The organism is Hasllibacter halocynthiae, from assembly GCF_003003095.1.
GTDB lineage: Bacteria > Pseudomonadota > Alphaproteobacteria > Rhodobacterales > Rhodobacteraceae > Hasllibacter > Hasllibacter halocynthiae.
This window is the reverse complement of record NZ_PVTT01000001.1, coordinates 1167195-1181347: the sequence shown is the minus strand read 5'-3', so window position 1 is coordinate 1181347 and position 14153 is coordinate 1167195. Positions and strand designations below refer to the sequence as shown.

Annotated in this window: 12 protein-coding genes; 10 read left to right on the top strand and 2 right to left on the bottom strand. The window is 74.1% G+C overall.

Features of this window, described 5'->3' with window-relative positions:
* Position 1 precedes the first annotated feature (1 nt).
* Positions 2–241 (bottom strand): DUF3253 domain-containing protein, encoded by a 240-nt coding sequence (locus tag BCF33_RS05900; RefSeq protein WP_106159944.1) that lies wholly within the window; start codon positions 239–241, stop codon positions 2–4.
* On the bottom strand, positions 225–3221 hold the full coding sequence (gene ileS, locus BCF33_RS05895; RefSeq protein ID WP_106159943.1) for an isoleucine--tRNA ligase: 2997 nt from the start codon (positions 3219–3221) through the stop codon (positions 225–227). Before ileS ends, BCF33_RS05900 begins: the two co-directional genes overlap by 17 nt.
* Before the next feature lie 311 nt (positions 3222–3532).
* Here ileS and BCF33_RS05890 point away from each other — a divergent pair, with 311 nt between their 5' ends.
* The 10 genes from BCF33_RS05890 to ftsZ all read left to right on the top strand — a co-directional run bounded on the left by BCF33_RS05890 (position 3533) and on the right by ftsZ (position 13950).
* Entirely contained in the window at positions 3533–4693 is a 1161-nt protein-coding gene (locus tag BCF33_RS05890) for an FtsW/RodA/SpoVE family cell cycle protein (RefSeq protein ID WP_106159942.1), read from the top strand.
* A complete protein-coding gene (locus tag BCF33_RS05885) occupies positions 4690–5796 on the top strand; it encodes a UDP-N-acetylglucosamine--N-acetylmuramyl-(pentapeptide) pyrophosphoryl-undecaprenol N-acetylglucosamine transferase (RefSeq protein WP_425432751.1) in 1107 nt (368 codons plus the stop codon). The genes BCF33_RS05890 and BCF33_RS05885 overlap by 4 nt, the downstream gene beginning before the upstream one ends.
* Positions 5793–7217, top strand: coding sequence for a UDP-N-acetylmuramate--L-alanine ligase (gene murC, locus BCF33_RS05880; RefSeq protein ID WP_106159941.1), 1425 nt, complete (start codon positions 5793–5795; stop codon positions 7215–7217). The genes BCF33_RS05885 and murC overlap by 4 nt, the downstream gene beginning before the upstream one ends.
* Entirely contained in the window at positions 7214–7483 is a 270-nt protein-coding gene (locus BCF33_RS05875; RefSeq protein WP_106159940.1) for a DUF2484 family protein, read from the top strand. Before murC ends, BCF33_RS05875 begins: the two co-directional genes overlap by 4 nt.
* On the top strand, positions 7480–7740 hold the full coding sequence (locus BCF33_RS05870) for a DUF2484 family protein (protein ID WP_106159939.1): 261 nt from the start codon (positions 7480–7482) through the stop codon (positions 7738–7740). Before BCF33_RS05875 ends, BCF33_RS05870 begins: the two co-directional genes overlap by 4 nt.
* A 73-nt stretch (positions 7741–7813) precedes the next feature.
* A complete protein-coding gene (murB, locus tag BCF33_RS05865; protein WP_106159938.1) occupies positions 7814–8740 on the top strand; it encodes a UDP-N-acetylmuramate dehydrogenase in 927 nt (308 codons plus the stop codon).
* Positions 8741–8810: 70 nt separating this feature from the next.
* Positions 8811–9764 (top strand): D-alanine--D-alanine ligase, encoded by a 954-nt coding sequence (locus BCF33_RS05860; RefSeq protein WP_211292357.1) that lies wholly within the window; start codon positions 8811–8813, stop codon positions 9762–9764.
* Entirely contained in the window at positions 9752–10639 is an 888-nt protein-coding gene (locus BCF33_RS05855) for a cell division protein FtsQ/DivIB (RefSeq protein WP_158259356.1), read from the top strand. Before BCF33_RS05860 ends, BCF33_RS05855 begins: the two co-directional genes overlap by 13 nt.
* Positions 10636–11964, top strand: coding sequence for a cell division protein FtsA (ftsA, locus tag BCF33_RS05850; protein ID WP_106159937.1), 1329 nt, complete (start codon positions 10636–10638; stop codon positions 11962–11964). Before BCF33_RS05855 ends, ftsA begins: the two co-directional genes overlap by 4 nt.
* A 300-nt stretch (positions 11965–12264) precedes the next feature.
* The gene (ftsZ, locus tag BCF33_RS05845; RefSeq protein WP_106159936.1) at positions 12265–13950 is read left to right on the top strand and encodes a cell division protein FtsZ; all 1686 of its coding nucleotides are present in this window, start codon (positions 12265–12267) and stop codon (positions 13948–13950) included.
* Positions 13951–14153: the final 203 nt, after the last annotated feature.

Here is a 14153-nt window from a genome sequence, read left to right as displayed (position 1 = left end):
GCTAGGGCGCGCCCAGGCGGATCGGACCCCTGGCAGCATCGGCGTCCACCTTCGCGCCGCCCTGCGTGGCGACCAGCCGCCCCTCCCGCGCGAGCCGGGCCGCCTGCGTCCGCACGAGCGGCATGAGCGGGCGCCAGTCCTCCGCGAGGCGGCGCGCCCCCTCCGAGGGGCAGAAGGTCCGCCCCCGACGCTCCGCGGCGAGGGCGAGGAGGGCGGACCGGACCTCAGCCTCCGAGGGCATCGTCGCAGCGCGCGCACACCCCGGGGTGACGATGCGTGCCGACGTCGGGCAGGACCTTCCAGCAGCGCTCGCACTTCTCTCCCTCGGCGCGGGCGAACGCCACGGCCACGCCTGGCGCCTCCTCCGTCCGGAAGGCGTCGTCCGGCGGGGGCGCGGCGGTGACGGCGATCCGGCTGGTGATGCAGAGGTCGGCGAAGTCGAAGCCCTCCAGGATCGCGGCCGTCTCGCCGTCCACGTGGACGACGGGCGCGGCCTCCAACGAGGAGCCGATAGCCTTCTCGCGCCGCTTCAGTTCGAGCGCGCCGGTCACCGCGCGGCGCACGCGGCGCGCCTCCCGCATGCTTCGGTCCAGCGCTTCATCGCGCCAGTCCTCGGGCGTTCCGGGGAAGTCACGAAGGTGGATCGACGCGTCCTCGCCCGGATGCCGCTCGAGGAACGCCTCCTCCGCGGTGAAGGCGAGAATCGGCGCGAGCCATGCGGTCAAACGCTCGTGGATGGCGCCCAGCACGTGCTCGGCCGCCCGCCGGCGGGGCGAGGAGGGTCCGTCGCAATAGAGCGCGTCCTTGCGGACGTCGAAGTAGAAGGACGACAGGTCCACCGTCGCGAACTCGAACACCGTCCGCCAGGCGCGGGCGAAGTCGTAGGCGGCATAGCCGGCCACGACCTCCTCGTGGACCTCGCGCAGCCGACCCAGCACCCAGCGGTCGAGGGAGGGCGCGTCCTCCGGCATCGCCGGCACCTCATCGGGCAGCGATCCCAGCACGAAGCGCAGCGTGTTGCGCAGGCGGCGATAGCCGTCCGCGACGCCCTTCAGGATCTCGGGGCCGATGCGGTGGTCGGCGGTCCAGTCCGACTGCGCGACCCAAAGGCGCAGGATGTCGGCGCCGTACTGGGCGACCACCTCCTGCGGGGCGATGGTGTTGCCGATGGACTTGGACATCTTCATGCCCTTCGCGTCCAGCGTGAACCCATGCGTCACGACGGCCCGGTAGGGCGCCCGCCCGATGGTCCCGCAGCCCTGCAGCATCGACGACTGGAACCAGCCCCGGTGCTGGTCGGTCCCCTCGAGGTAGACGTCCGCGATCCCGCTGGGCGTCCCGTCGGGACGGTCCCGCAGCACGAAGGCGTGGGTCGAGCCGGAGTCGAACCACACGTCCAGGATGTCCATGACCTGGTCGTACTGATCCGCCCTCTCGCCGAGGAACCGCTCCTTCGCGCCGTTGGCGTACCAGGCGTCGGCGCCCTCGGCCTCGAAGGCGGCGACGACGGCGGCGTTCACCGCCTGATCGCGCAGCAGGAAGCCCTCGTCGCCCGGCCTCGCGCCCTTCCTCGTGAAGCAGGTCAGCGGCACGCCCCAGGCGCGCTGGCGGGAGAGGTTCCAGTCGGGCCGGTTCTCGACCATGGAATGGAGGCGGTTGCGGCCGCGCCGGGGCACCCATTCGACGAGCTCGTCGATCGAGGTCAGGGCGCGGGCGCGGATCGTGTCGCCGTGCGCGTCCATCCCGTCGTCCAGTGTCTGGTCGATGGCCGCGAACCATTGCGGCCGGTTCAGGCGGATGACGGGCGCCTTGGAGCGCCAGGAATGGGCGTCGGAGATCGTGATCCGCTTGCGGGCGAGCAGGGCGCCGACCTCGATCAGCTTCTCCATGACGGCCTTGTTCGCGCCGCCTGGCTTGCCGTTCGGCCGGACGATCGCCTCGCCCCCGAAGAAGGGGAGATCCGCGCGGAAGGTGCCGTCGGGCTCGACGTTGTGGGTGATCTCCAGCCCGTGCTCTCGGCCGAGCATGTAGTCGTCGTCGCCGTGGGAGGGCGCGGTGTGCACGAACCCGGTGCCGGCGTCGTCCGTCACGTGATCCCCGGCCAGCAGCGGCACGTCGTAGTCCCACTCGCCCCCCGCGCCCTCGGCCCCGCGCAGGGGATGGGCGCAGGTCAGCGCCGACAGCTCGTCCGCCGAGACGCCTCGCAGCCTCCGCCACGTCTCGGGCGTCAGGCGCATCGCGCCCAGCGCCTCCTCGGCCAGCGCGTCGGCGATCAGGTAGCGGTCGCCCACCTTCGCCCAGCACTCCTCCGGCGTGTTCGTGACCTCGTAGAGGCCGTAGTCGATGCCCGGGCCGTAGGCGATCGCGCGGTTGGAGGGCAGGGTCCAAGGGGTGGTGGTCCAGATGACGACCTTCGATCCTTCCAACGGGAGCTCCGAACGGTCCCGTTTCTCTTCTGCCGCTCCATATTCGTAGTCCTGGGCGGCGGAGAACGTGCGCCGCGCTGCAATCTCCCGGTCGAGATCGTCGTTTGACAGGCCCGTTTTCTCCACCGGAAACGCCACCCACACCGCGTCCACGGGGCGGTCGTGGTACTCCACCTCCGCCTCGGCCAGCGCGGTCTTCTCGACCGGCGACCACATCACCGGCTTCGAGCCCTGATAGAGCGTGCCGTTCATCAGGAACTTCTGAAACTCCCCCGCGATGACGGCCTCGGCGTGGTAGGCCATCGTCAGGTAGGGGTCGTCCCAGTTCCCCGTGACGCCGAGGCGCCTGAACTCCTCCCGCTGGACGTCGACCCAGTGGGCGGCGAACTCGCGGCACTCCTGGCGGAACTCGATCACGGGGACCGCGTCCTTGTCGCGGCCCTTCGCGCGGTACTTCTCCTCGATCTTCCACTCGATCGGCAGGCCGTGGCAGTCCCAGCCGGGCACGTAGCGGCTGTCGAAGCCCATCATCTGGCGCGAGCGGACGACCATGTCCTTCAGGATCTTGTTGAGCGCGTGCCCGATGTGGAGGTTGCCGTTGGCGTAGGGCGGCCCGTCGTGCAGCACGAAGGAGGGGCGGCCCTCGGCCTGCTCGCGCAGGGTGTCGTAGACGCGCAGCCGCTCCCAGCGGGCCAGCCACTCGGGCTCGCGCTTGGGCAGGCCGGCGCGCATGGGGAAGTCGGTCTGGGGAAGGTTGAGCGTCGCCTTGTAGTCCGGCGATTGATCTGAGGGCATCGGGCCGTCCGTCGGTGGGGTGCGTGGGGCGTGTGTCTCCCGGCCGGGCGGAGGGGTGGTCCCTCAGCCCGCCGGGCGGGTAATTCGGAAGAGGCGCGCGTCAGGCATGCGGCGGTCCTTAGCGGGGGGCAGGTGCGGGGTCCAGCGCGCCTGCGCCGCGCGCGCGTCCCCCCGGGGGCGGGCCGGGCCGCTCGTGTTCCCGCCGCCCCACACCGGCGGGGTTCCGCCGCCGCTGCGTGGCGCCGCCTGCGGCCTTGGGCTAGCGATGCGGGCAGACCCGGCCAACGGGCGGCAGGCGAAGCGAGGCCCCCATGACCCAGATGGTGCACGGCGCGCCCTACGCCGCCCCGCGCGACCCGGTGCTTCCGCGCTGGTGGCGCAGCCTCGACCGCTGGACGCTCGCCTGCATCCTGGCGCTGGTCGCGATCGGCCTGATCCTCGGCCTCGCCGCCTCGCCGACCCTCGCGCGGCGCAACGGCCTGCCCTCCTTCCACTACGTCGAGCGGCAGGCCATCTTCGCCTCGCTCGCCATCTGCGTGATGCTCGTCCTCTCCATGATGACGCCGCGCACGATCCGGCGCCTCGGGACGATCGGGTTCGCCTTCGCCTTCGTCGCCGTCGCGCTCCTGCCGGTGCTCGGCACGGATTTCGGCAAGGGCGCGACGCGCTGGTACTCGCTCGGCTTCGCCTCCGTGCAGCCGTCCGAGTTCCTCAAGCCCTGCTTCGTCGTCACCGCCGCCTGGCTGATGGCGGGGGCCGCGCAGCCCGGCGGCATCCCGGGGCGCGCGCTCTCCTTCGGGCTGACCCTGCTGATCGTCGCCTTCCTCGCGCTGCAGCCCGATTTCGGGCAGGCGGCGCTGGTCCTCTTCTCCTGGGGGGTGATGTGGTTCGTGGCGGGCGCGTCGATCCCGCTGATCGCGTCCCTCGGGGCGGGGGTCGTGGCCTTCGGCATGGTGGCCTACGGCAACTCCGAGCACTTCGCCCGCCGCATCGACGGCTTCCTCAACCCCGAGATCGACCCCCGCACCCAGATCGGCTACGCCACGGGCGCCATCCGCGAGGGGGGCTTCTTCGGGGTCGGCATCGGCGAGGGGCAGGTGAAGGTCCGCCTTCCCGACGCCCATACCGACTTCATCATCGCCGTCGCCGCGGAGGAGTTCGGGTTGATGATGGTCATGGGGATCCTCGCGCTGTTCGGGATCGTGGTGGTCCGCTCGCTCCACCGCCTCCTGCGCGAGCGGGACGCGTTCGCCCGCCTCGCGGGCACCGGCATGGTCTGCGCCTTCGGGGTGCAGGCCCTCATCAACACCGGGGTCGCGGTGCGGCTGCTGCCGGCCAAGGGCATGACGCTGCCCTTCGTCTCCTACGGGGGCTCCTCGCTCATCGCGACGGGGATCGCGGTCGGCACGCTGCTGGCGCTGACGCGGCACCGGCCGCAGGGCGCGCTCGTCGACGCGATGGAGGGGCGATGACGGGCATGACGGACGGGCCGCTCCTCACCCTCGCCGCGGGCGGCACCGGCGGGCACATGTTCCCCGCCCAGGCCCTGGGCGAGGAGATGCTCGCCCGCGGCTGGCGGGTCGAGCTGATGACCGACGACCGCGGCGCGCGGTACGCCGGCGGCTTCCCCCGCCAGGTCCCCGTGCGCGAGGTGCGGTCGGCCACCTTCGCGCGCGGCGGCGCGCTGGCGAAGGCGGCCGCCCCGTTCCGCATCATGGGCGGCGCGGGCGCTGCCATGGCCCGCTTCCGCCGGAACCGCCCGGCCTGCGTCGTGGGCTTCGGCGGCTACCCCTCGATCCCGGCGCTCGCCGCCGCCACCGCGCTGCGCCTGCCCCGCCTCATCCACGAGCAGAACGGCGTCCTCGGGCGGGTCAACCAGCTCTTCGCCACCCGCGTCCTCGCCGTGGCCTGCGGCACCTGGCCGACCGAGCTGCCCGAAGGCGTCGAGGCGCTGCACACGGGCAACCCGGTCCGCCAGGCGGTGCGCGACCGCGCCGCCGCGCCCTACATCCCGCCGGGCGACTACCCGATGTCGCTCGTGGTGTTCGGCGGCAGCCAGGGCGCGCGCATCATGTCCGAGGCGGTGCCGGAGGCGGTCGCCCTCCTGCCGCACGACCTGCGCCGCAACCTGCGCGTCACCCACCAGGCCCGCGCCGAGGACGCCGAGGGGGCGGCCCGCGCCTACGACGCGGCGGGGGTGCCCGCCGACATCGCCCCCTTCTTCGAGGACATGCCCCGCCTCATCGCCGAGGCGCAGCTCGTGATCGCGCGGGCCGGCGCCTCGACGGTCGCGGACCTCTCGGTGATCGGGCGGCCCTCCATCCTGATCCCCTTCGCCGCCGCCACGGCCGACCACCAGACCGCCAACGCCCGCGGCCTCTCCGAGGCCGACGCCGCCGTCCTCATGCCCGAGCGGCGGGTGGACCCCGGGACCCTTTCCCAGCATATCGCCGCGATACTGCAAGACCCCGACGCCGCGCAGCACATGGCGCGCGCGGCCCTCTCCGTCGGCAAGCCCGACGCCGCCCGGGCCTTGGCCGACATGGTCGAGGCCGCCGCAGGAGTGCCAGCATGAACGCCGCCGCCCACCTCTTCCGCCCGACTCGGCTTCCCCTGGACCTCGGGCCGATCCACTTCGTGGGCATCGGCGGCATCGGCATGTCGGGCATCGCCGAAGTCCTGCTCGACCACGGCTTCACGGTCCAGGGCTCGGACGCGAAGGCGTCGAAGATCACCGAGCGCCTCGCCGGGCGGGGCGCGGACGTCTCCATCGGCCAGAGGGCCGAGAACCTCGGCGACGCCGAGGTCGTCGTCATCTCCACCGCCATCAAGCCCGGCAACCCCGAGCTGGACGAGGCGCGCCGCCGCGGCATCCCCGTCGTCCGCCGGGCCGAGATGCTGGCCGAGCTGATGCGCATGAAGTCGAACGTCGCCATCGCGGGCACGCACGGGAAGACCACCACGACCACCATGGTCGCCGCCCTCCTCGACGCGGGCGAGATGGACCCGACGGTCATCAACGGCGGCATCATCCACGCCTACGGCTCGAACGCGCGGATCGGCCAGGGCGAGTGGATGGTCGTCGAGGCCGACGAGAGCGACGGCTCCTTCAACCGCCTTCCGGCCACGGTCGCCATCGTCACCAACATCGACCCCGAGCACATGGACCACTGGGGCACGATCGAGGCCCTGCGCGAGGGGTTCGACCGCTTCGTCGCCGCCATCCCCTTCTACGGCCTCGCGATCCTCTGCACCGACCACGCGGAGGTCCGGGCGCTGGCCGGGCGGACCACGGACCGGCGCATCGTGACCTACGGCTTCAACGCCCAGGCCGACGTCCGGGCGGTGAACCTGCGCTACGAGGGCGGCGTCGCGTGCTTCGACATCAAGCTGCGCGTCGGCGGCACGATCCGGGACTGCCGCCTGCCCATGCCGGGCGACCACAACGTCTCGAACGCGCTCTCGGCCGTCGCGGTCGCGCTGCATCTCGGCCTCACGCACGACCAGGTCCGCGGCGCGCTGGCGGGCTTCCAGGGCGTCGGGCGGCGCTTCACCACCGTGGCCGAGGTGGACGGCGTCACCATCATCGACGACTACGGCCACCATCCGGTCGAGATCGCCGCCGTCCTCAAGGCCGCCCGCCAGGCCGTGTCCGACCGCGAGGGCGCGCGCGTCATCGCCGTCCACCAGCCGCACCGCTACACCCGCCTCGCGCACCATTTCGACGAGTTCGCGGGCGCCTTCGTCGACGCGGACGTCGCCGGCATTCAGGACGTGTTCGCCGCCGGCGAGGCGCCGATCGACGGCGCCGACCGCGACGCCCTCGTCGCCGGCCTCACCCGCGCCGGCCACCGCGACGCCCGCGCCGTCGCCGACGGCGAGGCCGGGCTCGCCGCGCTCTTCCGCGAGGTGGCGCTCCCGGGCGACATCTTCGTCTGCCTCGGGGCGGGCTCCATCTCCGGCTGGGTGGGCACGCTCCCCGCCGCGCTGGGATGAGCCTGCCGGTCCTCCTCGCCCGCCTCTGGGCGCTCGCGGCAGGCGTCGCCGCGCTCCTGCCGGTGCGCCGGCAGCTCTGGCCGGTGATGCTGCTCCTGCCCGGCGGGGCCGCGCTGGCGCTCTGGATCGCGGCCGCGCATGGCTGGCCCTGGCTGATCCCGCCCGCGCTCGCGCTGCTCTCGGTGATGCGGAACCCGCTGCGCTTCGCCTGCGGCTGGGCGGGGGCCGTCCTGCGCGGCCGGACGCCGCCCCCGCTGCCGCGATGAGCGCGGGCCCCCTCGCCGCGCCGCTCGTCTGGGTCTGCCTCTGGATCGTCGCGGCCGCCGTCCTCTCCATGCTGCCGTCGCGGCGTGCGCACTGGCCCCTGGCCTGGGCGCTGCTCGCCGCCGGCCTGCCGCTGCTGGCCTGGACCTTCCTCGCGGGCGGCGCGGGGCAGGGCCTCCTGGCCCTCGCGGCGGGCTGCCTCGTGCTGCGATGGCCGCTGCGCCGCGGCTTCGGCTGGCTGCGCCGACGCCTCGCATGACCGTGCCCCTCCTCCTCGTCGTCGCCCCGGTCGCGGCCGGGACGATCCCCGCCCTCCGACCGGGGGAGGGGCCATGACCCGCATGCCCACCCCCCGCGGCCGCCTGGCCGAGGGCCGCGCCCTCGCGGACCTGACGTGGCTGCGCGTGGGCGGCCCCGCCGACTGGCTCTTCCAGCCCGCCGACGAGGCGGACCTCGCCGCCTTCCTGAAGGACCTGCCCCCCGACGTGCCGGTCTTTCCCATGGGCGTCGGCTCGAACCTCATCGTCCGCGACGGCGGCATCCCCGGCGTTGTGATCCGCCTCGGGCGGGGCTTCAACGCCACCCGGGTCGAGGGCGACGTGATCGCCGGGGCCGCCGCGCTGGACATGCGCGTGGCCACCGCCGCCGCCGACGCGGGCCGCGACCTGACCTTCCTGCGCACCATCCCCGGCACGGCGGGCGGCGCCGTCGCGATGAACGCGGGCTGCTACGGCACCTACGCCGCCGACCGCGTGCGCCATGTCCGCGCCGTGCTGCGGGACGGCACGCTCGCCACCATCCCCAACGACGGGATCGGCTTCGCCTACCGTTCCTCCGCGCTCCCCGAGGGCGCGGTCGTCACCGAGGTCGCCTTCGACGCGCCCGAGGGCGACCCCGATCTCCTCCGCGCCCGCATGAAGGACCAGCTCGCCCGCCGGGACGAGACGCAGCCCACGAAGGACCGCACCGCGGGCTCGACATTCCGCAACCCCGCCGGCTACTCCTCCACGGGCGAGGCGGGCGACCCGATGGATCTCAAGGCCTGGAAGCTGATCGACGGGGCGGGGCTGCGCGGCCACGCCATGGGCGGCGCGCGCATGTCGCCCAAGCATCCCAACTTCCTCGAGAACTTTGATGGCGCCACGGCCACGGAACTCGAGGCGCTGGGCGAGCACGTCCGAAAGAGGGTGGCGGACACCTCCGGCCATCTCCTAGAGTGGGAGGTGATCCGGATCGGGCGCGAGACCCGGCCGGACTGAAAGGCCCCCGAGAGAGAGGGGCCGAACGAGCAGAAAGGCGAGGGGCCCGAGACGAGGCGCCCGCCGGGACATGAGGCGGGCAATGGCCGAGAGGCGCTTTTCCCGCGTGGCGATTCTGATGGGTGGCCCCTCCGCCGAGCGCGAGGTGTCCCTGTCCTCGGGGCGCGAATGCGCCGCGGCGCTGCGCGAGGCGGGATACGACGTCGTCGAGATCGACGCGGGGCAGGGGACGGACGTCCGCACCCTGCCGGACCGCCTGCGCGCGGCGCGCCCGGAGGTCGTGTTCAACGCCCTGCACGGCCCCTTCGGCGAAGGCGGCGCGGTGCAGGGGATGCTCGAGGTGCTGGGCCTTCCCTACACCCATTCGGGCGTCGCCGCCTCGGCGCTCGCGATGGACAAGCAACGCGCCAAGACCGTCCTCGCCGCCGCGGGCGTGCCCGTGCCGACGGGCCGGATCGTCCCCCGGGCCGAGGCCGCCGCCGCCCACGCCATGCCGCCGCCCTACGTGGTCAAACCCAACGCCGAGGGATCCTCCGTCGGGGTCCACATCGTCCCCGAGGGCGCGAACCGGCCCCCCGCGCTCGGCCCCGAGATGCCGGGCGAGGTGCTGGTCGAGGCCTTCGCCCCGGGGCGCGAGCTGACGGTCTCGGCCATCGGCGCCCCCGGCGAGGAACGCGCCCTCGCCGTCACCGACATCCTCTCGGCCGGGGGCGGCTGGTACGACTACGCCGCCAAGTACGAGACGGGCGGCTCGCGCCACGTCCTGCCGGCCGACCTGCCTTCCGGGATCGCCGAGGCCTGCCGCGCCCACGCCCTGACCGCGCACCGCGCCCTCGGCTGCCGGTCGCTCTCGCGCACGGACTTCCGCTTCGACGACGCCACCGGCGCCCTCCTCGCGCTCGAGACGAACACCCAGCCCGGCATGACGCCGACCTCGCTCACGCCCGAGCAGGCGCTCCACGACGGCATGTCCTTCCCCGCGCTCTGCGCCTTCCTGGCGGAGGACGCCTCGTGCGACCGCTGATCCGCCGCGCCGCGCCGGCCGTCCGCCGCGACTACGCGCCCTCGCGCCTCGCCTACCGGGCGCAGCGGCTGTGGCTGACGCCCCTCGTGCGGCGCGCGGCGCTGCGCTGGGCGCCGGCGGCCGCGCTCGCCGCGCTGGTCGGCTGGGGGGTGGCCGCGAACCGCGAGGCCGCGCTCGCCTGGGCCGCCGAGACGCGCCACGCCTTCGAGACCCGGCCCGAGTTCATCGTCTCCGGCCTCACCGTCACCGGCGCCTCCGCGGACACCGCGTCCGCCGTGGCCGAGGTGCTCGGCGGCGCGCTGCCCGCCTCCTCCTTCCATCTCGACCTTCCGGCCCTGCGCGAGGCCGCGACCGCCTTCGACGCCGTCGCGGACGCCGAGCTCTCCGTCTCGGGCGGCCGCCTGCGCGTCGCCCTCTCAGAACGGGTGCCCGCCTTCGTCTGGCGCACGGGCGAGCGGCTCGTGCTGATCGACCCCGAGGGCCGCCGCGTCGCCGACGCCGACCGGCGCGCCGATCACCCCGGCCTGCCGCTCCTCGTGGGGCAGGGCGCCTCCTCGGCGGCGTCCTCCGCGCTCGACGTGGTGCATGCCGCGGGCCCCCTCCTGCCCGAGCTGCGCGCCCTCGTGCGCGTCGGCCACCGCCGCTGGGACGCCGTCCTCTCGGGCGGCCAGCGCGTGATGCTGCCCCCGGCGGGCCCCGCCGCCGCGATGGAGGTCGCCGCGCGCCTCCACGCCCGCGAGCGCCTGTTCGAGCGGGCCGTCACCCATCTCGACCTGCGCGACCCCGCGCGCCCCCTGATCCGCCTTCTCGAACCCGCGCGCGCCCAGGTTGCCGCCGCGCGCGCCCTCACCCTCGCCGCCGGAGACCGCGAATGAGCGACATCTACGCCCGCCAACGCCAGATGCGTGCCGTCCGCCGCGCCGCCCTTCAGCGCGGCTACGTGGCGATCCTCGACGTCGGCTCCTCCAAGATCGGCTGCTTCGTGCTGCGCGTCGACGACGCCGAGCCCGTCGGCGCGGGCGTCGGCCGCATGGCCGGGCACGGGCGCGTGCGCGTCATCGGCGCCGCGGCCACCCGCTCGCGCGGGGTGCGCCTGGGCGAGATCGCCGGCATGACCGAGGCCGAGCGCGCGATCCGCACGGTCGTGCAGTCCGCCCAGAAGATGGCCGGCGTGCGGGTCGACCACGTCATCGCCTCGCTCTCGGGCGGGGCGCCCCGCTCCTACGGCCTCTCGGGCGAGCACGTGATCGAGGACGGCACCGTCGAGGAGGGGGACGTCGCCGCCGTCCTCTCCGCCTGCGAGATGCCCCCCCTGGGCGAGGACCGGCCCGTCCTCCACGCCCATCCGGTGAACTTCGCGCTCGACCACCGCTCGGGCCTCGCGGACCCGCGCGGGCAGGTCGGGCGGCGGCTGACCTGCGACCTCCACCTCGTCTCGGCCGAGGGCGCGGCGCTCCGCAACCTCGCCTCCGTGGTGAAGCGCTGCGACCTCGAGCTGGCGGGCGTCGTCTCGGCGGGCTACGCCGCCGGCCTCGCCGCCCTCGTCGAGGACGAGAAGGAGCTGGGCGCCGCCTGCGTCGATATGGGCGGCGGCGCGACGGGCATCTCCGTCTTCCTCCGCAAGCACATGATCCACGCCGACTCGATCCCCCTCGGCGGCCGCCACGTCACGCGCGACATCTCCCAGGGCCTCCAGATCGCGGAGGAGCGGGCCGAACGGATAAAGTGCCTCCAGGGCGGGCTGCAGGCCACGGGCAAGGACGACCGCGAGCCCATCGCCCTGGGCGGCGGGACCGGCGACTGGGACCGCGACAGCCGCCAGGCCACCCGGGCGGAGCTGATCGGCATCGTCCGCCCCCGCGTCGAGGAGATCCTCGAGGAGGTGCGCGCCGCCCTCGACGCGGCGGGCTTCGACCACCTGCCCAACCAGCAGGTGGTGCTGACGGGCGGCGGGTCCGAGATCCCCGGCATGACCACGCTGGCCGCGCGCGTGCTCGGCACCCAGGTGCGCCAGGGCCGCCCCATGCGCGTGCGCGGCGCGCCCGAGACCCTCTCCGGGCCGTCCTTCGCCGCGCTCACGGGCCTCGGCCTCTTCGCGGCCGAGCCGCAGGACGAGTGGTGGGATTTCGAGGCGGCGGCGACGACCTTCCCCGCCCGCTCGCTGCGCCGGGCGATCCAATGGATGCGCTCTAACTGGTGAGGTGCCCGCCCGGGGCGGCGGCAGGCCCGGATGGCGGGCGGTGCGGCATGCGGTGCGGCGGGCGGGGCGGCCCATGGGCGGAAATCCCGCGTGACCTGCGGGCAACGCCGGCGTGAACGCCCGGGGAACACTGCGACCTCGGCGCAACGCCCGCCACGCGAATTGCCACATTCGGAACGTTCGGCGAATCGACCCCGTGTTTTCCGCGTGACGGCCCCCCGGGTCCTGTTCTAACGTCCTCTCAATCGGACGAAGCCCGGCGAACGGGCCCCATCGCAGAGCAGACAGGCGGACAGGCACATGGCACTCACACTCACGATGTCCTCCCCCGACGGGGAGGAGCTGAAGCCGCGCATCACGGTCTTCGGCGTCGGCGGCGCAGGCGGCAACGCGGTCGACAACATGATCGCGAAGAACCTCGACGGGGTCGAGTTCGTGGTCGGCAACACCGACGCGCAGGCCCTCTCGCAGTCGGACGCGCAGCACCGGGTGCAGCTCGGCGTGAAGGCGACCGAGGGGCTGGGCGCCGGCGCGCGCCCCCAGGTCGGCCAGCAGGCCGCCGAGGAGACGCTCGAGCAGATCATCGACCATCTCGCGGGCGCGCACATGTGCTTCATCACCGCCGGGATGGGCGGCGGCACGGGCACCGGGGCCGCGCCCGTCATCGCCCAGGCCGCGCGCGAGCTGGGCGTCCTGACCGTCGGCGTCGTGACCAAGCCCTTCCAGTTCGAGGGCTCTCGCCGCATGAAGCAGGCCGAGGAGGGGATCGAGGCGCTCCAGAAGCACGTCGACACCCTCATCATCATCCCCAACCAGAACCTCTTCCGCCTCGCCTCCGAGGCGACGACGTTCACCGACGCCTTCGGTATGGCCGACGACGTGCTCTACCAGGGCGTGAAGGGTGTGACCGACCTGATGGTGCGCCCGGGCCTCATCAACCTCGACTTCGCGGACGTCCGCTCCGTGATGGACGAGATGGGCAAGGCCATGATGGGCACCGGCGAGGCCGGGATCGAGGACGGCAGCGAGCGGGCCAAGCGCGCCGCCGAGGCCGCGATCGCCAACCCGCTGCTCGACGGCATCAGCCTCGCCGGTGCGAAGGGCGCGCTGATCAACATCACCGGCGGCCCCGACATGACCCTCTACGAGCTGGACGAGGCCGCGAACGTCATCCGCGAGACCGTCGACGAGGAGGCGAACATCATCGTCGGCTCGACCCTCGACCCCGAGATGGAGGGGCGCATCCGCGTCTCGCTCGTCGCCACGGGCATCGACGCCAACGCCGAGACGCAGCCCGCCCCCGTGCCGCGCCGCAAGCTCTCCGAGCCGATCGCCCGTCCCGTCGCGGACGAGGCGCCCGCCCCGGTCGAGGAAGCCCCCGCCCCCGAGCCCGCCGTGGTGGCCGCGCCCCCCGCGCCCGACTTCCGCCCCGACTTCCAGCCCGACTTCCGCCCCGCCGCCGAGGCCGCGCCCGCGCCCCGCGAGAGGGCCGAGCCCGAGCCGGAGGCGTTCGACGGCTTCGCCCCCTCCCCCCGCGAGGAGGGGCCCGCGCAGGTCCGCGCGCAGGACCGGGCCCCCGGCGGCGACGAGCTTCCCGCGCCCGCCTACGAGCCCGCCCCCAGGCCCCAGCGCGCCTTCGTCGAGGGCTTCGACGGCGAGCCCTCCGACTTCGTCGCCCCGCGGCGCGCCCCCGCCGCCGAGCGGCCCCGCGCCCGGGCCGCGGCCCCCGAGGGCGCAGGGGGCGACACCCTCGCCCGCCTGCGCGCCGCCGCCGCCGAGCGGGGACGCCCCGTCCTCGCCGCCGAGCGGGACGTCTCGCCGGCCGAGCCGAGGAACCGCGGCTTCGGCGGGCTGATCGGCCGCATGACCGGCGCCGGAGGCGACGCGCCGCGCCAGCCCGACTTCGCGCCCGCCCCCCAGGGCATGGAGGAGCCGGAGGACGAGCGGATCGAGATTCCCGCCTTCCTGCGCCGCCAAGCGAACTGACCGTTTCCATCCGGGAACGAACGGGGCCGCCACTGGCGGCCCTTTTCATTTTGCGACAACGGCTTGCACTGTTACCGAACCGTTGCATCCCGTGATTTGCGTGGACGGGGGGCTGGCCATACCTACCCGATGCGGCCTTTGGGGAAGGGACCGCTCCGGACGTCGGGCCAACCGGCGCCGGTCACAGGCAAGCTAGGGGTTGG

Excerpts from the sequence above, each read along its gene's own strand:
- BCF33_RS05900 (WP_106159944.1), bottom strand. The coding sequence starts at position 241 with ATGCCCTCGGAGGCTGAGGTCCGGTCCGCCCTCCTCGCCCTCGCCGCG.
- ileS (WP_106159943.1), bottom strand. The coding sequence starts at position 3,221 with ATGCCCTCAGATCAATCGCCGGACTACAAGGCGACGCTCAACCTTCCC.
- BCF33_RS05890 (WP_106159942.1), top strand. The coding sequence starts at position 3,533 with ATGACCCAGATGGTGCACGGCGCGCCCTACGCCGCCCCGCGCGACCCG.
- BCF33_RS05885 (WP_425432751.1), top strand. The coding sequence starts at position 4,690 with ATGACGGGCATGACGGACGGGCCGCTCCTCACCCTCGCCGCGGGCGGC.
- murC (WP_106159941.1), top strand. The coding sequence starts at position 5,793 with ATGAACGCCGCCGCCCACCTCTTCCGCCCGACTCGGCTTCCCCTGGAC.
- BCF33_RS05875 (WP_106159940.1), top strand. The coding sequence starts at position 7,214 with ATGAGCCTGCCGGTCCTCCTCGCCCGCCTCTGGGCGCTCGCGGCAGGC.
- BCF33_RS05870 (WP_106159939.1), top strand. The coding sequence starts at position 7,480 with ATGAGCGCGGGCCCCCTCGCCGCGCCGCTCGTCTGGGTCTGCCTCTGG.
- murB (WP_106159938.1), top strand. The coding sequence starts at position 7,814 with ATGACCCGCATGCCCACCCCCCGCGGCCGCCTGGCCGAGGGCCGCGCC.
- BCF33_RS05860 (WP_211292357.1), top strand. The coding sequence starts at position 8,811 with ATGAGGCGGGCAATGGCCGAGAGGCGCTTTTCCCGCGTGGCGATTCTG.
- ftsA (WP_106159937.1), top strand. The coding sequence starts at position 10,636 with ATGAGCGACATCTACGCCCGCCAACGCCAGATGCGTGCCGTCCGCCGC.
- ftsZ (WP_106159936.1), top strand. The coding sequence starts at position 12,265 with ATGGCACTCACACTCACGATGTCCTCCCCCGACGGGGAGGAGCTGAAG.